Source organism: Providencia sp. PROV114 (assembly GCF_032704305.1).
GTDB lineage: Bacteria > Pseudomonadota > Gammaproteobacteria > Enterobacterales > Enterobacteriaceae > Providencia > Providencia rettgeri.
In genome coordinates this window covers 4,342,371-4,367,425 of sequence record NZ_CP120528.1, presented here as the reverse complement: position 1 = coordinate 4,367,425, position 25,055 = coordinate 4,342,371, and the positions used below count along the sequence as shown (strand labels likewise).

Below are 25,055 nucleotides of genomic sequence, written 5' to 3'. Positions count from 1 at the left end.
GTGTGATTATGGTTTGCTTAGAAGTTACGGAGAGTAAAAATGAAAGTTCGTGCTTCCGTCAAGAAATTATGCCGTAACTGCAAAATTATCCGTCGCAATGGTAGCGTTCGTGTAATTTGTAGTGTTGAACCAAGACATAAACAACGTCAAGGTTAAGAAAAAGCATTTTTTTCTTGCAAAGTTGGGTTGAGCTGGCTAAATTAGCCAGCCAATCTTTTTTATCTAAGATACATTATTGTTTGAGTATCCTGAAAACGGGCTTTTCAGCACAGTAATGTATATTTTAACTTAGGAGTGCATAGTGGCCCGTATAGCAGGCATTAACATTCCTGATCATAAACATACTGTAATCGCTTTAACATCGATTTTCGGTATCGGTAAGACCCGCTCACAGGCTATCTGTGAAGCAACAGGTATTGCTGAAAATGTTAAGATCAGTGAGCTGTCTGAAGAACAAATCGACAAGCTGCGTGACGAAGTTGCTAAATACGTTGTAGAAGGTGACTTACGTCGTGAAATTACCCTGAGCATCAAGCGTCTGATGGACCTTGGATGTTACCGTGGTTTACGTCATCGTCGTGGTCTTCCTGTGCGCGGACAGCGTACTAAGACTAACGCTCGTACCCGTAAGGGTCCGCGTAAGCCGATCAAGAAATAAGTCGGGGTATTGAATAATGGCAAAAGCACCAATTCGTGCACGTAAGCGTGTAAGAAAACAAGTCTCAGACGGTGTGGCTCATATCCATGCTTCTTTCAACAACACAATCGTTACTATTACTGACCGTCAAGGTAACGCATTAGGTTGGGCAACTGCCGGTGGTTCCGGTTTCCGTGGTTCTCGCAAATCTACTCCGTTCGCAGCTCAGGTTGCAGCAGAGCGTTGCGCAGAAGCTGTGAAAGAATACGGAATCAAAAACCTGGAAGTTATGGTTAAGGGACCGGGTCCGGGTCGCGAATCAACAATTCGTGCTCTGAACGCCGCTGGTTTCCGCATCACTAATATTACTGATGTGACTCCTATCCCTCATAACGGTTGTCGCCCACCGAAAAAACGTCGCGTTTAAATACGTTTCGTTTTTTTTAGGACTGTTGGAGAAAGAAAATGGCTAGATATTTGGGTCCTAAGCTCAAGCTGAGCCGTCGCGAAGGAACAGACCTCTTTCTGAAGTCTGGTGTTCGCGCGATTGACACCAAGTGTAAATTAGAACAGGCTCCAGGCCAGCACGGTGCGCGTAAACCGCGTCTGTCTGACTATGGTGTCCAGTTACGTGAAAAACAAAAAGTTCGTCGTATGTTCGGTGTTCTGGAACGTCAATTCCGTAACTATTACAAAGAAGCAACACGTCTGAAAGGCAACACAGGTGAAAACCTGCTGACTTTGCTTGAAGGTCGTCTTGATAACGTCGTTTACCGTATGGGCTTTGGCGCAACTCGCGCAGAAGCACGTCAAATGGTTAGCCACAAAGCTATCATGGTAAATGGTCGCGTAGTTAATATCGCTTCTTATCAGGTTTCCCCGAATGACGTTATCAGCGTTCGTGAGAAAGCTAAAAAACAGTCTCGTATTAAGGCTGCTTTAGAGCTGGCTGAACAGCGTGAGAAGCCAACTTGGCTGGAAGTTGATGCTGCTAAAATGGAAGGTGTGTTCAAACGTATTCCTGAACGTACTGACTTGTCTGCGGACATTAACGAACACCTGATCGTCGAGCTTTACTCCAAGTAAAGCTTAGCACCAAAGAGAGGACACAATGCAGGGTTCTGTGACAGAGTTTCTAAAACCGCGCCTGGTAGATATCGAGCAAGTGAGTTCGACGCACGCTAAGGTGACCCTTGAGCCTTTAGAGCGTGGCTTTGGCCATACTCTTGGTAACGCACTGCGCCGTATTCTGCTTTCGTCTATGCCGGGTTGTGCGGTGACAGAGGTTGAAATTGATGGTGTACTGCATGAGTACAGCACCAAAGAAGGTGTACAGGAAGATATCCTGGAGATTCTCCTCAACCTGAAAGGGCTGGCGGTAAAAGTTCAGGGGAAAGATGAAGTTATTTTAACCTTGAATAAATCTGGCATTGGCCCTGTGACTGCAGCCGACATCATCCATGATGGTGATGTCGAAATCGTCAAGCCACAGCACGTCATCTGCCACCTGACTGACGAAAGCGCATCTATTAATATGCGAATTAAAGTACAGCGTGGTCGTGGTTATGTGCCGGCTTCTGCCCGAGTTCATTCGGAAGAAGATGAGCGCCCAATCGGTCGTTTGTTAGTCGATGCTTGCTACAGCCCAGTAGAGCGTATAGCCTACAATGTTGAAGCAGCTCGTGTTGAGCAACGTACAGACTTGGATAAGTTAGTTATTGAAATGGAAACTAACGGTACAATCGATCCTGAAGAGGCGATTCGCCGTGCGGCAACCATTCTGGCTGAACAACTTGAAGCTTTTGTTGACTTACGTGATGTACGTCAGCCTGAAGTTAAAGAAGAAAAACCAGAATTCGATCCTATCTTATTGCGCCCAGTTGACGATCTGGAATTGACTGTCCGCTCTGCTAACTGCCTCAAAGCAGAAGCTATCCACTACATCGGTGATCTGGTACAGCGTACAGAAGTTGAGTTGCTTAAAACTCCGAATCTTGGTAAGAAATCTCTTACTGAAATTAAGGACGTCTTGGCATCTCGTGGTCTTTCTCTGGGCATGCGCTTAGAAAATTGGCCACCAGCAAGTATTGCTGATGATTAAGATCACAGGTTAAGGTTTTACTGAGAAGGATAAGGTCATGCGCCATCGTAAGAGTGGTCGTCAATTGAACCGCAACAGCAGCCACCGCCAAGCTATGTTCCGTAACATGGCAGGTTCTTTAGTTCGTCATGAAATCATCAAGACGACTCTGCCTAAAGCGAAAGAACTGCGTCGCGTCGTTGAGCCGCTGATTACTCTTGCCAAGACCGACAGCGTAGCTAATCGTCGTCTGGCATTCGCACGTACTCGTGATAACGAGATCGTTGCAAAATTATTTAATGAACTGGGACCTCGTTTCGCAGCTCGTGCAGGTGGTTACACTCGTATTCTTAAGTGTGGCTACCGTACAGGTGACAACGCTCCGATGGCTTACATCGAGCTTGTTGACCGTGCTGTTGAGTCTCAAGAAGCAGCTGCAGAGTAATCTGTCGTCGCTTTCAAGAAAACCGGGTATATTTGCCCGGTTTTTTTGTACCTGCTATTCTTGTCTTCCTAATAGGTTTGTTCCCTTGAATTTTTTGTGATTAACCCATATTTACAGGTAAGTGTTATGAGCATGTATAAGATAGGTGAAATTGCTAGGCTTGCAGATGTGACGCCTGATACAATTCGTTTTTATGAAAAACAAGGTTTGATGGAACACAAAGAAAGAACTGAAGGTGGGTATAGGTTATTTACTGAGCATGACCTGCAGCGTTTGCGTTTTATTCGTTATGCAAAACAGTTAGGCTTTACTTTAGAAGCTATTACTGAGTTACTTTCAATACGAGTTGATCCTGAACATCATACTTGTCAGGAATCTAAACAGATTGTAGATCTTAGATTACTTGAAGTTGAAAAAAAGATACAAGAGCTTATTATTATGCGCGATTCGTTGAAGATGTTAAGTTCAGCATGTTGTGGTGAAGAACATGCGACAACGTATTGCTCTATTATGGAAATATTAGAAAAAGGCGCATCTAAAGTTTATTAATTATATAATCAGCTAACTATATGAAGGTATATCATGAGTAAATATCAACATAAACGTGGTGAGATTAAAGATAATGCGATTGAAGCATTACTCCATGATCCACTATTTCGTCAAAGAGTTGAAAAAAATAAAAAAGGGAAAGGTAGTTACACAAGAAAAGGAAAAAATAAGAATTCAGTTAACTGGGAGGCCAGTGGTAATAGGTTTATTGACGTATTACCACTGGCCTTTTAGTTATTTTTTATTTTGTTCTTTCAAAAGATCACGAATTTCTGATAATAGAACTTCTTCTTTAGACGGTGGTGCAGGCTCTGCTGGTGCTGCTTCTTTTTCGCGGCGAACTTTATTCATAACTTTAATTGCCATAAAGATAGCAAAGGCAACAATAACAAAGTCAAAAACAGTTTGTATAAACATTCCATAATTTAGTACAACTGCGGGTAAATCACCTTGTGCTTCTTTCAGTACGATGCTAAATGATTTGAAATCAACACCACCGATTAGTAACCCTAGCGGAGGCATGATGACATCAGCAACTAATGAAGATACAATTTTACCAAATGCGGCACCAATAATAATACCGACTGCCATATCCACTACATTACCTTTCATGGCAAATTCGCGGAAATCTTTTAAAAAGCTCATTAGACGACCCCTTAATAAATAACTCAATTGAAACAAAACATGTATTAGGTTAACAAATTATAGTCGCTAGAATTATTAAGCTGCAAATATTTACTATTTTTATTTTTATAAGAAGAATGGACTCGGTTGAAATAATTTTTCAACTTCAGGTACATACTTTTTATCTGTAATAAACATAATGACATGGTCACCTTGTTCAATAATATGGTAATCACTAGCTATAATGACTTCTTCTTCTCGGACAATCGCACCAATAATAGTTCCTGGAGGAAGTTTAATTTCAGATATTTTTTTACCAACAACTTTTGACGTATTTTCATCACCGTGTGCAATTGCCTCAATAGCTTCCGCAACACCTCTTCTTAAAGATGATACATTGACGATATCTGCTTTTCTGACATGGCTTAGTAAAGCGGAAATAGTTGCTTGTTGAGGTGAAATTGCAATGTCAATGACCCCACCTTGAACAAGTTCAACGTATGCAGAGCGTTGTATAAGCACCATTGCTTTTTTAGCCCCCATTTTTTTAGCTAACATAGCAGACATAATATTAGCTTCATCATCATTTGTTAGGGCAATAAAAACATCCATTTGCTCAATGTGCTCTTCAGTGAGTAACTCTTGGTCAGATGCATCTCCATAAAACACAATTGTATCATGCAGTAGCTCAGCAAGTTCTGTTGCACGCTTCTGGTTGCGTTCAATAAGTTTCACGCTGTAATCTTTTTCTAGTCGTCTTGCTAGACCAGCTCCAACGTTGCCACCACCAACTATCATCAAACGTTTGTATGGCTTTTCTAACCTTTGCAGCTCACTCATTACAGCTCGGATATGTTGTGTAGAAGCAACAAAAAAAACTTCGTCTCCCGCTTCAATGATTGTTGAGCCTTGAGGCCGGATAGGCCTATCTTGGCGGAAAATAGCGACAACGCGAGTATCAATATGTGGCATATGTTCGCGTAAACTCGATAATGCATTACCCACGAGGGAACCGCCGTAATAAGCTTTTACAGCAACAATACTGACTTTGCCTTCTGCAAAGTTTACAACTTGAAGAGCACCAGGGTATTGAATTAATTTATAGATATAATCGATAACTAATTGTTCTGGCGATATTAAGTAGTCAATCGGGATTTGTTCAGGCAGGAACAATTTGTCGGCTTCACGGATATATTCAGTTGCCCTGATACGCGCTATTTTATTTGGGGTATTAAATAGGCTATAGGCAATCTGGCAAGCAATCATGTTAGTTTCATCGGAATTGGTCACTGCTACTAACATATCTGCATCTTCTGCACCTGCATCTCGAAGTACCCGGGGATGAGAACCATGGCCATTTACCACTCGCAGATCGAATTGATCCTGTAATTGACGTAAGCGATCAGCATCGGTATCGACGACGGTAATATCATTGTTCTCATCAACTAAATTTTCAGCAAGCGTGCCGCCAACTTGCCCAGCACCTAGAATAATGATCTTCATTACATATTCCTATATCAGAGAGCTGGCTACCATTTCCTACAGTTTTTTGACTAAGCGTGCATAAAAGAAACCATCACCGCCATTAGTACTGGGTAATATTTGTAATCCAGCATCAGTTCCGTCATTTAGACAGGCATCATTATGTTTAGATAGGAAATTGTGTATTTGTTTTCCGTTTTCTTCGGGCATAATTGAACAAGTCGCATAGACCAGTGTGCCGCCTGGTTTTAAATAAGGCCAGATAGCTTCGAGAATTTGAGATTGTAGTTGCGCTAATTCATTTATGTCTGAATCACGACGTAGCCATTTAATATCAGGATGACGTCGAATAACGCCTGTTGCGGAACAAGGAGCATCAAGCAAAATACGATCAAATTGCTGACCTTGAGCCCATGTTTCAGGCTGTGTTCCGTCTCCTTGTATAACAACAGCATGTTGCTTTAGACGAATTAAATTTTCTTTCACTCTTTTAAGGCGTGATTCATCTATGTCTACAGCAATAACATTAGCCTTAGGGGCTAACTCTAAAATATGGGTTGTTTTTCCACCTGGTGCTGCACATAAATCTAAAATATTTTCCCCATTTTGAGGTTCTAGTAATTCAGCACAGCCTTGAGCTGAAACATCTTGTACTGTTGACCAACCATCTTCAAAGCCCGGAAGACGAGAAACAGCTGTAGGTTCATCTAAGCGGATAGCATTTGGATGTGAAGAGTGCAAATGTGCGGTTATCTCAGATTGCTCTAATAAATTAAGATATTGTGTAGCTGTGTGATGCTGAGAATTTACTCTTAACCACATAGGTGGGCGTTGGTTATTTGCTTCAATAATAGATTGCCAATCATCTGGATAGGCTGTTTGTAGGCGTTTTAATAACCAGCTTGGATGTAAATATTGGCTAGTATTGTTAGTAATTCTTTCTTCTAATTGTACTTGTTGGCGTTGAAATGAACGCAACACGCCATTAATAAGCCCTTTTAATTGGGGTTTTTTCAGTGCTACTGCTCCATTTACTGTTTCTGCTAATGCAGCATGAGGCGGAATGCGAGTATAAAGTAGCTGATAGATACCTACCATAATTAAGTAATGCAGGGTTCTTTGTTTACCAGTTAATGGTTTTTCCATTAGCTGACTAATAAACCATTCAAGCTTAGGTAAATAACGTAAAACGCCAAAGCAAATTTCTTGTAATAAAGCTTTATCTTTATCATTGATATTGCGTTGTAAGTCAGGCAATACAGTGCTTAGTGATTGTCCGTTATCAAGGACTTGATTAATTGCTGTTGCCGCGATACTACGCAAATTATATGTGTTTTTCATATGGTGAAGATGAATATATTAGTGACTGAAATAAAACTGCCTGAAGGTATCAGGCAGTTTACAAGTTCGTTATGCTAGAATTTGCTCTGGAGTAAACCATTCGCGACGAGAGTTTAGGATATCTTGTGCACTCATTGCTTTTTTGCCAGGCGGTTGTAGCTGAGTAATATTTAGTATGCCATTTCCTGTGGCGATACATATACCTTTTTTATCAGCGCTAATAATTGTTCCTGGTTGCTTGTCATGTTCGTCGGTGAATACTTCAGCTTGCCAAACCTTAATGAGTTGCTCTTCAACCATGAAATAACTCATTGGCCAAGGATTGAAAGCACGAATACAACGCTCAATATGTACAGCATCATCTTGCCAATTAATGCGAGCTTCCTCTTTCGATAATTTTTCAGCATAATTTGCTAATGAATCGTCTTGTTTCTCACCAACGCATTGACCTGCGGATAACATCTCAACAGTATGAATTAATGCTTCAGGGCCTGTTATTGCTAATTTATCATATAACGAGGCGCTCGTATCACTAGCGCTAATTGGACAAATTGCTTTGTAAAGCATGTCTCCAGTATCTAAACCTGCGTCCATTTGCATAATAGTCACACCCGTTTCAGTATCACCAGCCCAAATAGAACGTTGAATTGGTGCTGCTCCTCTCCAGCGAGGTAACAAAGAGCCGTGAACATTCAAGCAACCTAAGCGAGGAATATCAAGAACGGCTTGCGGTAAAATCAATCCATAAGCAACAACTATCATTAAGTCCGCATTTTGGTCTTTTATCCACTGCTGGTTTTCGCTATCTCTAAGAGATATTGGTTGAAAAACAGGGAGTTGGTTTTCTTCAGCGAGAACCTTGACAGGGCTTGGTGTTAACTTTTTACCTCTCCCCGCAGGTTTATCATGGCGAGTGAGAACGCCTACGATTTGGTGCCTGGTACCTAAGAGAGCAGCTAAGTGTTTGGCCGCAAAATCTGGTGTACCTGCAAAAATAATTTTCAATGGCTCTGACACGTTAATTTCCCTATTTATATTTAGCGAACTAGCTATTCTTGGCTTCTTTTGCTCTTAGTCTGTCTAGTTTTTCAACTTTCTGGCGGATGCGCTGACGTTTTAAAGGCGATAAATAGTCAACAAATAGCTTACCAACAAGGTGGTCCATTTCATGTTGGATACAGATAGCTAATAAACCATCAGCCTCTAGTTCAAAAGACTCGCCGTTATAATTTAGTGCACGAACTTTTACCTGCTCAGCACGAGGGACGAAGCCATGTTGTTCCGGAATAGACAAGCAACCTTCTTCGATACCTGTTTCCCCAGATTTATCTAACAATTCAGGGTTAATAAGAACTAAGCGCTCATCACGAGTTTCGGACACATCAATGACGATGATTCGCTGGTGGATATCGACTTGAGTTGCTGCAAGGCCAATACCTTCTTCTTCATACATGGTATCGAACATATCATCAACGATACGCTGTATAGAAGCATCAACTTTGTCTACTGGCTTAGCAATTGTGCGTAAGCGTTCGTCTGGATAATGTAATACGTTTAAGACTGACATAAATTTTTCGAGCGGTTTCCAAAATGTGAATGGGAATTAATGACTATTCTAGACATTTCTCTTTCATATTGACAGTATTGGTTATGATTTGTTCACTGAAGAACCTATTTGTTAATGAGTCAGGATGACAATAATGGATACCCAAGAAATTTGGTTAAGGATGTCTCAAGTTAAAAGGCTATTGCCCCTGAATGCAGTAAGAATAATTAATGAGCTAAAACAACTAAATAAAATTAGCTATCAGGCTTTACACCATCATGGTTTGAATGAAATACAGCAATTACAATTTATGAATGTCTCTATGCACCGGCTAGAAAAAGTACAAGCATGGCTTTCAGATAAACATCATCAAATGATTACTTACTGTGATTCTCATTACCCTTTTTTATTAAAGCAAATCTACAGTCCTCCTCTTTTATTATTTGTTGTGGGAAAAAGTGAATTATTGGTAGCGCCACAAATTGCTATCGTTGGCAGTCGTAGAGCAAGTGAATATGGCAGAATATGGACTAACCTGTTTGTAAAGAGCTTTGTTCACCATGGTATAACCATCACTAGTGGGCTTGCATTAGGTATCGACGGTATAAGCCATAAAGCAGCTCTAGATAATAGAGGTGAAACAATTGCGGTTTTAGGTAGCGGATTAGCAAATATTTACCCGCGTCAACATGCTGAATTAGCTGAAAAGATTAAAAATTATGGTGCGTTGATTTCAGAATATTGGCCGGATGTACCACCATTACCTAAGCAATTTCCCAAGAGAAACCGTATTATTAGTGGGTTAAGTAAAGCAGTTGTTGTCATTGAAGCTGGAATGAAAAGTGGATCATTAATAACTGCTAGATATGCATTAGAGCAAAACCGTGACTTATTTACATTGCCTGCTCCATTGGGTAATTCTGCATTCCATGGTAACCATTGGCTATTGCAGCAAGGAGCTTATCTATTAGCTGAACCTGAAGATGTATTGCAACATATTGGTGATGGGTTAAATTGGATACAAACAGAATTGCCTATAGAAAAGGTATCACTTGAGTTTAGTGTGGTAGAAAATAAAATTTTAGGTATGGTGGGGTACCAAGCGACACCAGTAGATGTCATTGCAGAACAGACCCAAATTCCTGTTACTCAAATAATTACCATATTAACTGAGATGGAAATCAATGGAGTAGTTAGCTCGGGGGCTGGTGGGTATACCAGAGTCACTTAGTTAAAAGCAACAGTAGAGAAAAACATGTCTAAACAACTGCCCTTCGATACAGAGAAAAATGAACATTGTCCAGAATGCGATTCCTTGCTTGTTATCCGCAATAGTTCACATGGGCCTTTTTTGGGTTGTTCAAGTTATCCACAATGTCATTATATGAGGCCGTTAAGGCCTACAGTAGAAAGTCATATTATTAAAGTATTAAGTGGTCAACATTGTCCTAAATGTAGCCATGACTTAGTGCTGAAGCAAGGCCGATTTGGCATGTTTATTGGTTGTAGTAATTATCCTGAATGTGAACATATTGAGCTAATTGATAAGCCGGATGAAACTAAAATTTCTTGCCCGCAATGCCAAACAGGGAATTTATTACAGAGAAAATCGCGTTTCGGTAAGACTTTTTATGCTTGTGATAATTATCCTAACTGTCAGTTTATATTAAATAATAAGCCTATTACTGGTAAATGTAAGTATTGTGAATATCCATTACTTATGGAAAAAAGGGGGGGACAGGGAGTAAGATTATTTTGTGCCAGCAAACGCTGCGGTAAGCAACAAGAAGAATAATGAGTTAAAACTATGTCAAATATATCTACACCTGCAATTGAAAGTATCATAAATTCATTACAACACGAGGAGGTTATTGCCTACCCAACAGAAGCCGTATTTGGTTTAGGCTGTGACCCAGATAGTGAAAAGGCAGTACATAAGTTATTAGAATTGAAGCAACGCCCTTGGGAAAAAGGATTAATCCTTATTGCTGATAGCTATGAACAATTAAAAGACTATATAGATGATGAGCAGTTAACGGAAGATCAGAAACAAGCGATGTTTGCAACATGGCCAGGGCCAGTAACATGGGTGATCCCCGCAAAAACAACGACGCCAAAATGGTTGACCGGCCGGTTTGACACCATCGCAGTGAGGGTTACAGACCATGAATTAGTAAAAAGCTTATGCCGTCATTATGGCAAACCTTTAGTGTCTACAAGTGCAAATTTAAGTGGTTTAGAGCCTTGTAGAACAACAGAAGAAGTAATTACTCAATTTAAAGGAAGTGTTCCTGTCCTTGATGGAACAGTGGGTGGCCGCCAAAATCCTTCTGAAATAAGAGACGCAAAAACAGGGCAACTATATCGTAAAGGATAATATTGATGGAAATGTTTGCGGTTTTTGGCAATCCAATTCAACACAGTAAATCACCTGTTATACATAAAATGTTTGCAGAGCAAACAGGTATTTCACTGAAATATGAAAAAATCCTAGCACCAGTAGAGGGTTTCGAACAAAGCTTAATAGAGTTTTTTTCACAAGGTGGAAAGGGCGCAAACATTACATTGCCATTTAAGGAGCGCGCCTTTCATGCTGTTTCTGAATTAACAGCGAGAGCTCAAACTTGTGGTGCAGTTAATACGGTCATGAAGCTTGATGATCATCGATTGCTGGGAGACAACACAGATGGAATGGGGCTTTTGTTAGATTTACAGCGTTTGAATTTTGTACATCCAAGTAGCCGAATATTAATAGTTGGTGCTGGTGGTGCAACACGTGGAGCATTATTGCCACTTTTAGAATATGGCTGTGATATCACTTTAACAAATAGAACCTTTTCTAAGGCTGTGTTATTAATTAACGAATTTTCAGCTCTGGGGAAAATATGCGGGAAGGAGATCTCGCAGATCGTATCTGCTGATTTTGATCTGATCATCAATGCGACTTCATCTGGTGTGAATGGAGAAGTTCCTGCAATTGATCCAAATGTATTTAATCATCAAGTTGCATGTTATGACATGTTTTATCAATCGTCATTAACTCCTTTCCTTGAATTTGCGGCTCAACACCAAGTGACTAAGATAGCGGATGGCTTAGGTATGCTTGTAGGACAAGCTGCATTTTCTTTTAAGCTATGGCATGGCGTTCTTCCTGAAATTACACCTGTTTTATCTGCTTTATATAAGGAATTGAAAGGGTGAATCAGCAAATTCAATTTCCGGATAGAGAAGAGTGGGATGAGCTATCCAAGCAAGTACGCTTTCCTGTGTTGATTAGCGGAATGCTTGCCGAATGTGCAATCCCTCAGTCATTGCTATTTCAACGCTATGGTCAAGAAGAAACACCTCTGAGGTTATTTCAGCAGTATCGATGGGATATCGAAGAAGAGTTTGAAGCCTTGATTGAACAAGGCCTCGATGGCGAAGATGGGCTTTACGTATTATCAGAGGCTAAATAGTTATTTTTCCATTCAACATAGTTATTTGCTGAATAACGTAGATGACCTAACTCAGCATCAGTCAATTTTCGGATGGCTTTTGCTGGGCTCCCTGTATATAAGTAACCAGACTCGAGCCTTTTTCCTTGAGTCACTAAACTGTTAGCTCCGATAATAACGTCATCTTCGACTATAGCCCCATCAATGACAATTGAGCCCATTCCAACCAGTACTCTATTCCCTATAGTGCAACCATGTAACATGACTTTATGGCCAATGGTGACATCTTCTCCGATAATTAACGGGTTCCCCTCAGGGTTACTGGCAGATTTGTGTGTGACATGTAGTACTGAGCCATCTTGGATATTGGTGCGTGCGCCAATAGAGATATAGTTAACATCACCACGCAAAACACTGAGAGGCCAAATACTGACATCATCAGCTATGCGAACATCTCCAATTACAACAGAAGATGGGTCAATGAAAACGCGTGCATTAATAGAAGGATAAATATCTAAATAAGGGCGTAAAAGTGTGTTCATAGTGATAACCATAAAAAGAAATAAAGGATGGCAGTTAAATAACTCGCTAATTCATTATGAATTTATGAGCCAAGTAGGCTGCTAAAGTTAGAATTATAGGCATGAAGTCGCTTCTTTTATAATCGTTATGCAGTGAAAAAGCACAAGATGGCTATTTTATCTGCAAACGGAGTTTTTTTTTAAAAAAAAGGTTGTGTAATTTTGAAGGCTCCCTATAATGCGCATCCGTTGTCACGACAAACCGGTTCGAAGAAAACTTCGTAACCCAGTGATAACAGAGGTGAGAAAGAAAAAAGTTGAAAATAAACTCTTGACTTCCTAAATAAAAAACGTAATATACGACACCTCGCGACAACGACCTCGAAGTCGAAAATCAAAAGATTTAGTCGCAACGCTCTTTAACAATTTATCAGACAATCTGTGTGGGCACTCACAGGACACTATCAAAAAAATATTTGATTTTAAGTCTTGAAGAGTGACTAACACGTTAATTCATATATATGAACTAATAGGTAATTTGGTTTCTTCGGAAATCAAACGACAGTAAACATTCTTTGAGCATCAAGCTTTTTAATTGAAGAGTTTGATCATGGCTCAGATTGAACGCTGGCGGCAGGCCTAACACATGCAAGTCGAGCGGTAACAGGGGGAGCTTGCTTCTCGCTGACGAGCGGCGGACGGGTGAGTAATGTATGGGGATCTGCCCGATAGAGGGGGATAACTACTGGAAACGGTAGCTAATACCGCATAATCTCTCAGGAGCAAAGCAGGGGAACTTCGGTCCTTGCGCTATCGGATGAACCCATATGGGATTAGCTAGTAGGTGAGGTAATGGCTCACCTAGGCGACGATCCCTAGCTGGTCTGAGAGGATGATCAGCCACACTGGGACTGAGACACGGCCCAGACTCCTACGGGAGGCAGCAGTGGGGAATATTGCACAATGGGCGCAAGCCTGATGCAGCCATGCCGCGTGTATGAAGAAGGCCTTAGGGTTGTAAAGTACTTTCAGTCGGGAGGAAGGCGTTGATGCTAATATCATCAACGATTGACGTTACCGACAGAAGAAGCACCGGCTAACTCCGTGCCAGCAGCCGCGGTAATACGGAGGGTGCAAGCGTTAATCGGAATTACTGGGCGTAAAGCGCACGCAGGCGGTTGATTAAGTTAGATGTGAAATCCCCGGGCTTAACCTGGGAATGGCATCTAAGACTGGTCAGCTAGAGTCTTGTAGAGGGGGGTAGAATTCCATGTGTAGCGGTGAAATGCGTAGAGATGTGGAGGAATACCGGTGGCGAAGGCGGCCCCCTGGACAAAGACTGACGCTCAGGTGCGAAAGCGTGGGGAGCAAACAGGATTAGATACCCTGGTAGTCCACGCTGTAAACGATGTCGATTTGAAGGTTGTTCCCTAGAGGAGTGGCTTTCGGAGCTAACGCGTTAAATCGACCGCCTGGGGAGTACGGCCGCAAGGTTAAAACTCAAATGAATTGACGGGGGCCCGCACAAGCGGTGGAGCATGTGGTTTAATTCGATGCAACGCGAAGAACCTTACCTACTCTTGACATCCAGAGAACTTAGCAGAGATGCTTTGGTGCCTTCGGGAACTCTGAGACAGGTGCTGCATGGCTGTCGTCAGCTCGTGTTGTGAAATGTTGGGTTAAGTCCCGCAACGAGCGCAACCCTTATCCTTTGTTGCCAGCGATTCGGTCGGGAACTCAAAGGAGACTGCCGGTGATAAACCGGAGGAAGGTGGGGATGACGTCAAGTCATCATGGCCCTTACGAGTAGGGCTACACACGTGCTACAATGGCGTATACAAAGAGAAGCGACCTCGCGAGAGCAAGCGGAACTCATAAAGTACGTCGTAGTCCGGATTGGAGTCTGCAACTCGACTCCATGAAGTCGGAATCGCTAGTAATCGTAGATCAGAATGCTACGGTGAATACGTTCCCGGGCCTTGTACACACCGCCCGTCACACCATGGGAGTGGGTTGCAAAAGAAGTAGGTAGCTTAACCTTCGGGAGGGCGCTTACCACTTTGTGATTCATGACTGGGGTGAAGTCGTAACAAGGTAACCGTAGGGGAACCTGCGGTTGGATCACCTCCTTACCATTGAAGTGTTTTTGTGAAGTGCTCACACAGATTGTCTGATAGAAAGTAGAGCAATGGCTTTACGTGGGAGACTTATTCGAGAGGATAAGACTTACATGAAAATAGCAAAACGGTGTTTTGCAATTGAATTTTCGTGTCCCCTTCGTCTAGAGGCCTAGGACACCGCCCTTTCACGGCGGTAACAGGGGTTCGAATCCCCTAGGGGACGCCAATTGCGCCGATATCGAGTGAAAGACGATGTCCCCAATAATGATTAAGCCAATTATGTAAATAGTTGGTTTAACAATTATGCTCTTTAACAATCTGGAACAAGCTGAAAATTGAAAACAACGCACATTGTTTATCGCTTAAACAATGTGAGAGTCTCTCAAAAATCTCAACTTGAATAGTGTACTTTAAACTATCGAGTCGACGAGCGACATGAGTTCAAGGCAGCCCGCGCACAGCAAGCGCAGCGTACTTAACGTACGTGAGCATTGCGCGCACGGACTAACGCCGAAATCATGAAGCACAGTCACTCGTTGTAAGAAGACACCTTCGGGTTGTGAGGTTAAGCGACTAAGCGTACACGGTGGATGCCTAGGCAATCAGAGGCGATGAAGGACGTGCTAATCTGCGATAAGCGTCGGTAAGGTGATATGAACCGTGATAACCGACGATTTCCGAATGGGGAAACCCAGTGCAATTCGTTGCACTATCGTTTGATGAATACATAGTCAAACGAAGCGAACCGGGGGAACTGAAACATCTCAGTACCCCGAGGAAAAGAAATCAACCGAGATTCCCCTAGTAGCGGCGAGCGAACGGGGAGCAGCCCAGAGTCTTAATCAGCATTAGCATCAGGAGAACGGTCTGGAAAGGCCGGCAGTAAAGGGTGATAGCCCCGTATCCGAAGGTGTTAGTGTTGTGAACTCGACGAGTAGGGCGGGACACGTGTTATCCTGTCTGAATATGGGGGGACCATCCTCCAAGGCTAAATACTCCTGATTGACCGATAGTGAACCAGTACCGTGAGGGAAAGGCGAAAAGAACCCCGGCGAGGGGAGTGAAATAGAACCTGAAACCGTGTACGTACAAGCAGTGGGAGCCCCACCACCAAAGCATTTTCTGGTGTTGAGGACAACTTTAAAGTGACATTCAACACGCGTTGGCGGAGCGTTTTTTGCGACGCCCCACACAAAACAAGCAGTGAATGTGCTTTGGGGTGGGGTGACTGCGTACCTTTTGTATAATGGGTCAGCGACTTATATTCTGTAGCAAGGTTAACCGTATAGGGGAGCCGTAGGGAAACCGAGTCTTAACTGGGCGAATGAGTTGCAGGGTATAGACCCGAAACCCGGTGATCTAGCCATGGGCAGGTTGAAGGTTGGGTAACACTAACTGGAGGACCGAACCGACTAATGTTGAAAAATTAGCGGATGACTTGTGGCTGGGGGTGAAAGGCCAATCAAACCGGGAGATAGCTGGTTCTCCCCGAAAGCTATTTAGGTAGCGCCTCGTGAACTCATCTTCGGGGGTAGAGCACTGTTTCGACTAGGGGGTCATCCCGACTTACCAACTCGATGCAAACTACGAATACCGAAGAATGTTATCACGGGAGACACACGGCGGGTGCTAACGTTCGTCGTGAAGAGGGAAACAACCCAGACCGCCAGCTAAGGTCCCAAAGTCATAGTTAAGTGGGAAACGAAGTGGGAAGGCTCAGACAGCCAGGATGTTGGCTTAGAAGCAGCCATCATTTAAAGAAAGCGTAATAGCTCACTGGTCGAGTCGGCCTGCGCGGAAGATGTAACGGGGCTAAACTATGCACCGAAGCTGCGGCAGCGATATGTAAATATTGTTGGGTAGGGGAGCGTTCTGTAAGCCTGTGAAGGTGTGCTGTGAGGCATGCTGGAGGTATCAGAAGTGCGAATGCTGACATAAGTAACGATAATGCGGGTGAAAAACCCGCACGCCGGAAGACCAAGGGTTCCTGTCCAACGTTAATCGGGGCAGGGTGAGTCGACCCCTAAGGCGAGGCAGAAATGCGTAGTCGATGGGAAACGGGTTAATATTCCCGTACTGGTGATAATTGCGATGGGGGGACGGAGAAGGCTAGGCTATCCGGGCGACGGTTGTCCCGGTTTAAGGATGTAGGCAGGTGAATTAGGCAAATCCGGTTCATTATATGCTGAGGTCCGATGACGAGTCACTACGGTGATGAAGTAGCTCATGCCCCGCTTCCAGGAAAAGCCTCTAAGCTCTAGATTATCATTAATCGTACCCCAAACCGACACAGGTGGTCAGGTAGAGAATACTCAGGCGCTTGAGAGAACTCGGGTGAAGGAACTAGGCAAAATGGTGCCGTAACTTCGGGAGAAGGCACGCTGGCGCTAGGTGAAGTCCCTCGCGGATGGAGCTGAAGCCAGTCGCAGATACCAGCTGGCTGCAACTGTTTAAAAAACACAGCACTGTGCAAACACGAAAGTGGACGTATACGGTGTGACGCCTGCCCGGTGCTGGAAGGTTAATTGATGGGGTTATCCGTAAGGAGAAGCTCTTGATCGAAGCCCCAGTAAACGGCGGCCGTAACTATAACGGTCCTAAGGTAGCGAAATTCCTTGTCGGGTAAGTTCCGACCTGCACGAATGGCGTAATGATGGCCAGGCTGTCTCCACCCGAGACTCAGTGAAATTGAACTCGCTGTGAAGATGCAGTGTACCCGCGGCAAGACGGAAAGACCCGTGAACCTTTACTATAGCTTGACACTGAACATTGAGCCTTGATGTGTAGGATAGGTGGGAGGCTTTGAAGTGTGGACGCCAGTCTGCATGGAGCCAACCTTGAAATACCACCCTTTAATGTTTGATGTTCTAACGTAGCCCCGTTATCCGGGGTGCGGACAGTGTCTGGTGGGTAGTTTGACTGGGGCGGTCTCCTCCCAAAGAGTAACGGAGGAGCACGAAGGTTGGCTAAGCATGGTCGGACATCATGCGGTTAGTGCAAAGGCATAAGCCAGCTTGACTGCGAGAGTGACGGCTCGAGCAGGTACGAAAGTAGGTCTTAGTGATCCGGTGGTTCTGAATGGAAGGGCCATCGCTCAACGGATAAAAGGTACTCCGGGGATAACAGGCTGATACCGCCCAAGAGTTCATATCGACGGCGGTGTTTGGCACCTCGATGTCGGCTCATCACATCCTGGGGCTGAAGTAGGTCCCAAGGGTACGGCTGTTCGCCGTTTAAAGTGGTACGCGAGCTGGGTTTAGAACGTCGTGAGACAGTTCGGTCCCTATCTGCCGTGGGCGTTGGAAGATTGAAAGGGGCTGCTCCTAGTACGAGAGGACCGGAGTGGACGCACCACTGGTGTTCGGGTTGTCATGCCAATGGCATTGCCCGGTAGCTAAGTGCGGAAGAGATAACCGCTGAAAGCATCTAAGCGGGAAACTTGCCTTGAGATGAGTCTTCCCTGACCCTTAAAGGGTCCTAAAGGAACGTTTAAGACTAAGACGTTGATAGGTTGGGTGTGTAAGCGTAGCGATACGTTGAGCTAACCAATACTAATGAACCGTGAGGCTTAACCTGACAACACCGAAGGTGTTTTAGAGAGATTATGTTGATTCAATAAGCGTGAGAAGCCGAAAGGTGAAGGACACAGCAGCTTGTTCGAGATTGATGTTCTGGTTTAGTGCACGAGAGTGAGATTAAACGGGAACACACAGAATTTGTCTGGCGGCAATAGCGCGGTGGTCCCACCTGACCCCATGCCGAACTCAGCAGTGAAACGCCGTAGCGCCGATGGTAGTGTGGGGTCTCCCCATGTGAGAGTAGGGAACTGCCAGACCTTAATTAAAGGTTTATCGCTCAATTAGCGGTAAATAGCCGAAAGGCAAAAGAATAAGTGGAGCGGTAGTTCAGTTGGTTAGAATACCTGCCTGTCACGCAGGGGGTCGCGGGTTCGAGTCCCGTCCGTTCCGCCACTTAATTTAGGGGCGTAGTTCAATTGGTAGAGCACCGGTCTCCAAAACCGGGTGTTGGGAGTTCGAGTCTCTCCGCCCCTGCCAGTTACCAATTAAGTAATAATAAAAGAAGTATCTATTGATAACCCGATTAGCTTAATCGGGTTTTTCTTTATTTATCTAATAGCAAATATAGAGTTACTTTTCCCCTATTTGCTAATTTTCATTTGATCTTAGCTAATCTACTATCCCACTGTTTTATATACTTCAATTGTATTCATCACTTTAAATGCAAGAAATAAGCTCCCTGATTTATTTTTCTCTCATCCAATCTTTTGATGTTCTTTATTAATACTAAAAATAGGCGAGTTATTACTTACTGTTTATACCTTTTAATTACATTTACCACTCAAATGTATTGATGATATTACCTAATTTCCCTCCAAACTACCTTCTCTTTTATTTTCATCAGCTTATATGCATTTTCACCTAATGAGTAAGTTGTTACTTGCTACTTTATGTTTTTCAATAGTATTTGTGGGTTGAAAGGTATTTTAATGCGCTCAATCTTTAATTTAGATAAATGTCGTATACCGAGAATTGCTGGTTTAGCTTTATTAATCTCAAAAAATCATTTTGTTTATATTGTATAAATAAATGCCGATGAGTTATTCGTGATTGGTATATCTTATTAAAAGATAAAAAGAAGCATCAATTAAGAACATTGTGCAGTGGAACATAGTTTGTTTATAAAGTAGTAGGAAGGTGAGTGAATTCTGTTACTCACCTTCTTCTTTTATTGTTCACTTAGCTGTGCATTTTTTATTGGCGTTTTAATCAGTTGATTGATAAGAGCTTGCTGATCGTTTTTTTGGAGCCAGACTGCATACAAAGGTTTGTTTATTGAGGTTTCTGAGAGCGTTTTTAGGCCTGGATATTGATATACCCAATGAGCAGGTAAAAATGCCGCTGAAAGCGATACAGGAAGTAATTGGCGGGTAATATGGGCAGAGGTCGTGATCATTACGGGTGTATCATCTTGGGTTAGTGATGGTTCATTTTTGGGATGGAAATCAACCCCCCACTCTAGCTTTATAAAATTATATTTTGTTAATGCAATATTTTTTTGGGAAGCCATAAGCTGTAAATCAATCGTACCGATGATAGTGCTTTCAAACTCATCCATTTTTGGGGGTTCAGTTGCGATTAATAAGTCTAATTCTCTAGAATGTAGTTGCTTAACAAGAGACTGGCGCGTTGAAACCCTAGCTTCGAGCCGCAGTTCATCATGTTGATTATAAAGTTCTTCTACCCAGTCAGTTAGATAACCTTCCCAAAGTGAAGCTGTTGCACCAATAGAAAGCTCAGTGTGTTGTGAGGCATGAGATATTTCTTTTTTAGCTTGCAACCAGGTATTCATTAACGATTCGGCATATGGAACAAGCCTTTCTCCCGCGGCTGTTAACCGGATATTGTTTCTATGCCTAGTAAATAAGCTTGTACCTAGCTGTGTTTCTAATTGTCTAATACGAAAGCTAACCGCTGATTGCGTTAAATAGAGTGATTCTGCGGCTCTACCGAAGTGCCTAGTCTTACTGACCTCTAAAAAAGTTCTCAATAACTCGCTGTCCACATGCATCTCCAATTATTTTTGTCGTGATGATTTAAATGTTTTGTTTTACAGATTGTCAATGCTGTCTAATACTCCGCGCCATATAGAGTTTGACTGTAATAAGTTAGGAGTGTGTCAGATGGCAGATAGCTTCATCACGACTAATCGTTTTTTTGATAATAAACATTACCCACGTGGCTTTTCTCGTCATGGTGATTTCACCATCAAAGAAGCTCAGTTGCTAGAACGTCTCGGCCAAGCTTTTAATGAGCTTGATATAGGTAAACGCGAACCTCAAACAGAAGAAGAAAAACTTTTCGTCGCTGTATGCCGTGGTGAGCGTGAACCTGCTACCCCAGAAGAAAAAGTTTGGGCAAAATATTCTAGCCGTATTAACCGTCCAAAACGCTTCCATACTTTATCTGGCGGTAAACCGCAGATAGATCCATCGGAAGACTACACTGATACAGATGATTAATATCATCATCGTATGATAAGAGGGACTACGGTCCCTTTATTTTTACGAGATAATAAAGTAGTTATCTGTCCATTCTTCTCAGCTTACTTGTTTTTGCAAATGAAGCAATAACTTATCCATCGCTCGATACCCTAGAGCTTCTAATAAATCAGAACGCTCAATAGTTTCTGCGGCATTAAGGTCGGCTATTGTTCTGGCAACTCTTAATATTCTGTGCCAAGCTCGGATGGAAAGACCTAACTTATTTAATGCATGTTCTAAGAATAATGCATCTTTTGCGGTTAGTAGGCAAAATTGTGTGGTTTCTCTTGGCGTTAGTAAACTATTAATTTTTCCGGCTCGCCTAAATTGCCTATTTCTGGCTTCGATAACTCTTTGTCTGACGTGTTCACTTGTTTCACCTTGATTGGTTTGGCTACTCAATGAACCGAGAGGTAACAATGGAATTTCTATAGAGAGATCAAACCGGTCAATAAAAGGCCCTGATATGCGTGAAAGGTAACGTAGGATACGGGAAGGAGTTGAACGACTCATTTCTCCTTGGTAATGACCTGTTGGGCTAGGGTTTAGAGCTGCAACTAACTGAAAACTAGCGGGATAGCAAACTTTTGCTTTTGCTCGAGAAATACTAATTTTTCGGGATTCTAGTGGTTCTCGTAAAGAATCGAGTACTGAGCGGCTAAATTCTGGTAATTCATCTAAAAATAAAACACCGTGATGTGCAAGTGAGATCTCGCCAGGCTTGGGAAGAGAGCCACCGCCAATTAAAGCTGCAATTGATGCGCTATGATGGGGCGCTCTAAAAGGCCTTATCGGCCAATTCATGTCTTCTTTTGTATTTTCACTCAAGCTATGTAATGAAGCAACTTCTAACGCTTCCTGAGAGGTTAATGGGGGAAGTAAAGTCATTAGCCGACTGGCTAACATCGTTTTTCCTGTTCCTGGCGGACCCAATAAGAGTAAATTATGCCCACCAGCGGCACAGATTTCTAATGCTCGTTTACCATGTTCTTGGCCAATGATATCGTTAATATCACCTTCTTGCTTGATTGAGAGAGGTGCTTGGTGAATTTGTTGATTACAAAGCAATGTTTTTTTGTTATGTAAAAAATGACAAAGCTCCAATAAGGATGTTGCGAAATAAACGCTATTATCTGGGAGTAGGCCTAATTGATGTTGATTCTCCATAGATAGTATTAAGGAGCGTTGTTGTTTTAATGCTGATTGGGCGGCAGGAATAGCACTGCTGACATAGCGAACATCGCCAGATAAAGCAAGTTCACCTAAAAATTCATACTGTTTTAATGGCTCGTGGGGGAGCTGTCCTGATGATGCGAGTATGGCAATCGCGATTGCAAGATCATACCGACCACTTTCTTTTGGTAAGTCAGCTGGAGCTAAATTAACCGTCATTTTTTTAGCTGGATATTCAAATCCGCTATTTAGTAGAGCGCTTCGAACTCTATCTCTTGCTTCTTTTACGGCCGTTTCTGGTAGCCCAACGAGTGTTAAACCTGGGAGCCCATTACTAATATGTGCTTCAACAGTAACAAGAGGTGCTTCTAACCCAATTGATGCTCTAGTGTAAACAATCGCTAATGTCATGAGCCCTCCAATATTATTTACAGAGTAATATTCTGCTAAAAATAATTTGATTTATCTTGAATAGATAACATGTTTGCGAAGCCGATCGATAATTTAATTACTTAGTTACTGAGTTGTTTCAATTTACTACGAGTGGCTTCGAAGCTAGGTTATAACTGGGATTGTGTTAGTTTTATGAAGCGAGGATACTGTGCCGAGCTTGGTTATGCATAAGAAAAAGTAATTAGTTATGTGGGGTGAGTTTTAATGGTGCCAAATGACTAATATGGATGATGTAGCTGATTATGCTATGTATTCTATTGAATTTTACTGAGGAATGGCTATTTAAGTAGTTTATAATGCTAATTTCATTGTTATTATATGATTTTAAAGTAATTTAATGTTTTGAAAATAAATAAATTAAATAAAAGTTGTCAAAACGCCTTTAAAATGATAACTCTAAATAATAGATGATTAAGAATATTGAAAAAGTAAAACACATGAACGCATTTATCCAAGCAGTTAGCCTAATTATTATTAGCGTGGTGGTGATTATTATCCCACCGTGCGGGGCTGCACTTGGACGACGAAGGCTAAAATAACAGCCAGATCTCACGAGAACCCCGCACCGAAAGGCGCGGGGTTTTTTTTGACATAAATGTTGATTGATGCAAGCACACTAAATAAAACATAACAAATACAAATAGATAAAGTAGATAGACAGGAGATAAAGCATGAACGGAGCACAATGGTTAGTTCAAGCATTGCGAACACAGGGAGTTGATACCGTATTTGGGTATCCTGGTGGCGCAATTATGCCAGTTTATGACGCATTGTATGATGGTGGAGTTGAGCATTTGTTGTGTCGACATGAGCAAGGAGCTGTAATCGCGGCAATTGGTTATGCACGATCAACAGGAAAGACAGGGGTGTGTATTGCAACATCTGGGCCTGGCGCAACAAATGTTATCACGGGGCTAGCGGATGCATTATTAGACTCTGTTCCTGTTGTCGCCATTACCGGTCAAGTAGCTTCTGAATTTATCGGAACCGATGCCTTTCAAGAAATCGATGTCTTAGGGTTATCTTTAGCTTGTACTAAGCACAGTTTTTTGGTTGAAGACATCGAGGATTTACCTCGCATTCTTGCTGAGGCTTTCGCAATCGCAAATAGTGGGCGACCAGGCCCTGTACTGATTGATATTCCGAAAGATATTCAGCTACAACACGCTGAGTTGTCTCCGTTTTTAATGCCGGTAGAGCAAGAAGTCACGTCACCTTTATCAGAAATCCAACAGGCAAGAATGCTATTAGAACAATCAGAAAAGCCTATGTTGTACGTTGGTGGCGGTGTTGGAATGTCAGGTGCCGTAAAAGAATTACGCGAATTTATTGAGTTTACAGGTATTCCTTCAGTTGCAACATTAAAAGGGCTTGGTGCTGTGAGCCCTTTAGATGAAAACTATTTAGGCATGTTAGGTATGCACGGTACTAAAGCGGCCAATATTTCTGTGCAGCGCTGTGACTTACTCATCGCTGTTGGTGCTCGTTTTGATGATAGGGTAACAGGTAAGTTAAATACTTTTGCACCGAACGCCAAAGTGATTCATATCGATATAGACCACGTAGAATTGGACAAATTACGTCAAACGCATGTTGCGTTGCATGGTGATGCAAAAGTATTACTACCTGAATTAATGCTTAAAAAATCAATAGCACCTTGGCAGCAGGAAGTTCAGCAACTTAAAAAAGAATTCGGTTGGCGTTATGACCATCCTGGTGAGCCTATTTATGCACCACTGTTACTGAAACAACTGTCGGATAAAATGCAGCCAAATACGGTTGTTACTACCGATGTAGGGCAACACCAAATGTGGTCAGCACAACATATCACCGTTGATGGCCCTGAAAATTTCTTAACCTCAAGTGGGCTTGGAACCATGGGGTTTGGTATCCCTGCGGCAATTGGAGCACAGGTTGCTAGGCCTGAAGATACGGTTGTTTGTGTATCAGGAGATGGCTCATTCATGATGAATGTCCAAGAGCTGGGAACCATCAAACGTAAGCAACTTCCTGTAAAAATTCTTTTAATCGATAACCAGCGCTTAGGCATGGTTCGCCAGTGGCAAGAACTGTTTTTCGAACAGCGTTATAGCGAAACTATTTTAACAGACAACCCTGATTTTGTGGCATTAGCCAGCGCGTTTGGTATTAAAGGCCAACGGATCACAGATAAGTCGGAAGTTAATGCGGCATTAGATGAATTACTTAATAGCGAAGGTGCCTATTTATTACAGGTATCAATTAATGAACTAGAAAACGTCTGGCCGTTGGTTCCGCCTGGGGCTAGTAATGAAAAAATGATGGAGAAACCATTATGATGCAACACCAAATCTCGATATTGGCCCGTTTCCGTCCTGAGGTTTTAGAGCGTATATTAAGGGTCACTCGCCATCGTGGATTTCGTATTAATGCCATGAATATGGGGCAATCGACAGACGGCGACAATGTTAATATTGAACTTACTGTAAGTAGTCAAAGGCCATTAACCCAGCTTTGTGCACAGTTAACCAAGCTTTCGGACATTACAGAAGTTGAAGTACTACAACAAGAATCACGACTATTACGCACACAAAGTGCAATGTAAGG

At 42.5% G+C, this 25,055-nt stretch carries 25 protein-coding genes, 3 tRNA genes and 3 rRNA genes; 23 read left to right on the top strand and 8 right to left on the bottom strand.

The features are described 5' to 3' along the window. Positions 1 to 39 precede the first annotated feature (39 nt). The 8 genes from rpmJ (at position 40) to P3L37_RS20055 (ending at position 3,945) form a co-directional block, all read left to right on the top strand. Positions 40 to 156, top strand: coding sequence for a 50S ribosomal protein L36 (rpmJ, locus tag P3L37_RS20090; protein ID WP_004265484.1), 117 nt, complete (start codon positions 40 to 42; stop codon positions 154 to 156). Between the two features lie 145 nt (positions 157 to 301). Beyond that, complete coding sequence (gene rpsM / locus P3L37_RS20085) at positions 302 to 658, top strand: 30S ribosomal protein S13 (protein ID WP_004907144.1); 357 nt, start codon at positions 302 to 304, stop codon at positions 656 to 658. Positions 659 to 674: 16 nt separating this feature from the next. Beyond that, entirely contained in the window at positions 675 to 1,064 is a 390-nt protein-coding gene (rpsK, locus tag P3L37_RS20080; protein ID WP_002919257.1) for a 30S ribosomal protein S11, read from the top strand. A gap of 38 nt (positions 1,065 to 1,102) precedes the next feature. Then, complete coding sequence (rpsD, locus tag P3L37_RS20075; protein ID WP_004907147.1) at positions 1,103 to 1,723, top strand: 30S ribosomal protein S4; 621 nt, start codon at positions 1,103 to 1,105, stop codon at positions 1,721 to 1,723. Positions 1,724 to 1,748: 25 nt separating this feature from the next. After that, entirely contained in the window at positions 1,749 to 2,738 is a 990-nt protein-coding gene (locus P3L37_RS20070) for a DNA-directed RNA polymerase subunit alpha (RefSeq protein WP_004907150.1), read from the top strand. 37 nt (positions 2,739 to 2,775) lie between these two features. Beyond that, entirely contained in the window at positions 2,776 to 3,162 is a 387-nt protein-coding gene (rplQ, locus tag P3L37_RS20065) for a 50S ribosomal protein L17 (protein WP_004907152.1), read from the top strand. A gap of 132 nt (positions 3,163 to 3,294) precedes the next feature. Beyond that, positions 3,295 to 3,711 (top strand): Zn(2+)-responsive transcriptional regulator, encoded by a 417-nt coding sequence (gene zntR / locus P3L37_RS20060; RefSeq protein WP_004907154.1) that lies wholly within the window; start codon positions 3,295 to 3,297, stop codon positions 3,709 to 3,711. A gap of 33 nt (positions 3,712 to 3,744) precedes the next feature. Beyond that, positions 3,745 to 3,945: an alternative ribosome-rescue factor A gene (locus P3L37_RS20055; protein ID WP_164529260.1), complete on the top strand. Its 201-nt coding sequence runs from the start codon at positions 3,745 to 3,747 to the stop codon at positions 3,943 to 3,945. Here P3L37_RS20055 and mscL read toward each other — a convergent pair whose 3' ends face one another. From mscL to def, 5 genes are all read right to left on the bottom strand, one after another. After that, positions 3,946 to 4,356 carry a large-conductance mechanosensitive channel protein MscL gene (gene mscL, locus P3L37_RS20050; protein WP_004907161.1) on the bottom strand — a complete coding sequence of 137 codons (411 nt, stop codon included), beginning with the start codon at positions 4,354 to 4,356 and terminating at the stop codon, positions 3,946 to 3,948. A gap of 105 nt (positions 4,357 to 4,461) precedes the next feature. Next, the gene (gene trkA / locus P3L37_RS20045) at positions 4,462 to 5,838 is read right to left on the bottom strand and encodes a Trk system potassium transporter TrkA (RefSeq protein ID WP_004265502.1); all 1,377 of its coding nucleotides are present in this window, start codon (positions 5,836 to 5,838) and stop codon (positions 4,462 to 4,464) included. A 36-nt stretch (positions 5,839 to 5,874) separates the two neighbouring features. After that, positions 5,875 to 7,158 carry a 16S rRNA (cytosine(967)-C(5))-methyltransferase RsmB gene (gene rsmB, locus P3L37_RS20040; protein WP_222960018.1) on the bottom strand — a complete coding sequence of 428 codons (1,284 nt, stop codon included), beginning with the start codon at positions 7,156 to 7,158 and terminating at the stop codon, positions 5,875 to 5,877. A 69-nt stretch (positions 7,159 to 7,227) separates the two neighbouring features. After that, positions 7,228 to 8,175, bottom strand: coding sequence for a methionyl-tRNA formyltransferase (gene fmt / locus P3L37_RS20035; RefSeq protein WP_004907167.1), 948 nt, complete (start codon positions 8,173 to 8,175; stop codon positions 7,228 to 7,230). Between the two features lie 28 nt (positions 8,176 to 8,203). Then, the gene (gene def, locus P3L37_RS20030; protein ID WP_004907170.1) at positions 8,204 to 8,725 is read right to left on the bottom strand and encodes a peptide deformylase; all 522 of its coding nucleotides are present in this window, start codon (positions 8,723 to 8,725) and stop codon (positions 8,204 to 8,206) included. 133 nt (positions 8,726 to 8,858) lie between these two features. Here def and dprA point away from each other — a divergent pair, with 133 nt between their 5' ends. The 5 genes from dprA to P3L37_RS20005 are packed head-to-tail and all read left to right on the top strand — an operon-like array spanning position 8,859 to position 12,162. Then, on the top strand, positions 8,859 to 9,935 hold the full coding sequence (gene dprA / locus P3L37_RS20025) for a DNA-processing protein DprA (RefSeq protein ID WP_115168137.1): 1,077 nt from the start codon (positions 8,859 to 8,861) through the stop codon (positions 9,933 to 9,935). Between the two features lie 24 nt (positions 9,936 to 9,959). Then, complete coding sequence (locus tag P3L37_RS20020; protein ID WP_004907176.1) at positions 9,960 to 10,499, top strand: type I DNA topoisomerase; 540 nt, start codon at positions 9,960 to 9,962, stop codon at positions 10,497 to 10,499. 12 nt (positions 10,500 to 10,511) lie between these two features. Then, positions 10,512 to 11,081: an L-threonylcarbamoyladenylate synthase type 1 TsaC gene (tsaC, locus tag P3L37_RS20015; RefSeq protein WP_110731568.1), complete on the top strand. Its 570-nt coding sequence runs from the start codon at positions 10,512 to 10,514 to the stop codon at positions 11,079 to 11,081. 5 nt (positions 11,082 to 11,086) lie between these two features. Beyond that, positions 11,087 to 11,905: a shikimate dehydrogenase gene (gene aroE, locus P3L37_RS20010; RefSeq protein WP_110731569.1), complete on the top strand. Its 819-nt coding sequence runs from the start codon at positions 11,087 to 11,089 to the stop codon at positions 11,903 to 11,905. Beyond that, positions 11,902 to 12,162, top strand: coding sequence for a DUF1488 domain-containing protein (locus P3L37_RS20005; protein WP_004907184.1), 261 nt, complete (start codon positions 11,902 to 11,904; stop codon positions 12,160 to 12,162). Before aroE ends, P3L37_RS20005 begins: the two co-directional genes overlap by 4 nt. Here the strand turns inward: P3L37_RS20005 and P3L37_RS20000 are convergent. Next, on the bottom strand, positions 12,138 to 12,683 hold the full coding sequence (locus P3L37_RS20000; RefSeq protein ID WP_110731570.1) for a gamma carbonic anhydrase family protein: 546 nt from the start codon (positions 12,681 to 12,683) through the stop codon (positions 12,138 to 12,140). The genes P3L37_RS20005 and P3L37_RS20000 overlap by 25 nt on opposite strands. Positions 12,684 to 13,254: 571 nt before the next feature. Between P3L37_RS20000 and P3L37_RS19995 the strand changes: the two genes are divergently transcribed. From P3L37_RS19995 to P3L37_RS19970, 6 genes are all read left to right on the top strand, one after another. Beyond that, positions 13,255 to 14,794: ribosomal RNA gene (locus tag P3L37_RS19995) — 16S ribosomal RNA — on the top strand. Between the two features lie 138 nt (positions 14,795 to 14,932). After that, positions 14,933 to 15,008 (top strand) — tRNA-Glu (locus tag P3L37_RS19990). Positions 15,009 to 15,345: 337 nt separating this feature from the next. After that, positions 15,346 to 18,358, top strand: a 23S ribosomal RNA gene (locus tag P3L37_RS19985). 143 nt (positions 18,359 to 18,501) lie between these two features. Further along, positions 18,502 to 18,617: ribosomal RNA gene (gene rrf / locus P3L37_RS19980) — 5S ribosomal RNA — on the top strand. The 16S, 23S and 5S rRNA genes sit together here with 3 tRNA genes alongside, the layout of an rRNA operon. Before the next feature lie 59 nt (positions 18,618 to 18,676). Beyond that, positions 18,677 to 18,753, top strand: a tRNA-Asp gene (locus P3L37_RS19975). 8 nt (positions 18,754 to 18,761) lie between these two features. Next, positions 18,762 to 18,837: transfer RNA gene (locus P3L37_RS19970), tRNA-Trp, on the top strand. Positions 18,838 to 19,528: 691 nt separating this feature from the next. Here P3L37_RS19970 and hdfR read toward each other — a convergent pair. Continuing rightward, positions 19,529 to 20,371: an HTH-type transcriptional regulator HdfR gene (hdfR, locus tag P3L37_RS19965; protein WP_042851484.1), complete on the bottom strand. Its 843-nt coding sequence runs from the start codon at positions 20,369 to 20,371 to the stop codon at positions 19,529 to 19,531. Positions 20,372 to 20,483: 112 nt separating this feature from the next. Between hdfR and P3L37_RS19960 the strand changes: the two genes are divergently transcribed. Next, positions 20,484 to 20,822 (top strand): DUF413 domain-containing protein, encoded by a 339-nt coding sequence (locus tag P3L37_RS19960; RefSeq protein ID WP_004907240.1) that lies wholly within the window; start codon positions 20,484 to 20,486, stop codon positions 20,820 to 20,822. 78 nt (positions 20,823 to 20,900) lie between these two features. Here P3L37_RS19960 and P3L37_RS19955 read toward each other — a convergent pair whose 3' ends face one another. After that, a complete protein-coding gene (locus tag P3L37_RS19955; RefSeq protein ID WP_109912170.1) occupies positions 20,901 to 22,427 on the bottom strand; it encodes a YifB family Mg chelatase-like AAA ATPase in 1,527 nt (508 codons plus the stop codon). 479 nt (positions 22,428 to 22,906) lie between these two features. Between P3L37_RS19955 and ilvL the strand changes: the two genes are divergently transcribed. From ilvL to ilvM, 3 genes are all read left to right on the top strand, one after another. After that, positions 22,907 to 23,008: an ilv operon leader peptide gene (ilvL, locus tag P3L37_RS19950; RefSeq protein ID WP_071524553.1), complete on the top strand. Its 102-nt coding sequence runs from the start codon at positions 22,907 to 22,909 to the stop codon at positions 23,006 to 23,008. 132 nt (positions 23,009 to 23,140) lie between these two features. After that, on the top strand, positions 23,141 to 24,787 hold the full coding sequence (ilvG, locus tag P3L37_RS19945; RefSeq protein ID WP_004907245.1) for an acetolactate synthase 2 catalytic subunit: 1,647 nt from the start codon (positions 23,141 to 23,143) through the stop codon (positions 24,785 to 24,787). Then, positions 24,784 to 25,053: an acetolactate synthase 2 small subunit gene (gene ilvM / locus P3L37_RS19940; RefSeq protein ID WP_004907250.1), complete on the top strand. Its 270-nt coding sequence runs from the start codon at positions 24,784 to 24,786 to the stop codon at positions 25,051 to 25,053. The genes ilvG and ilvM overlap by 4 nt, the downstream gene beginning before the upstream one ends. Positions 25,054 to 25,055: the final 2 nt, after the last annotated feature.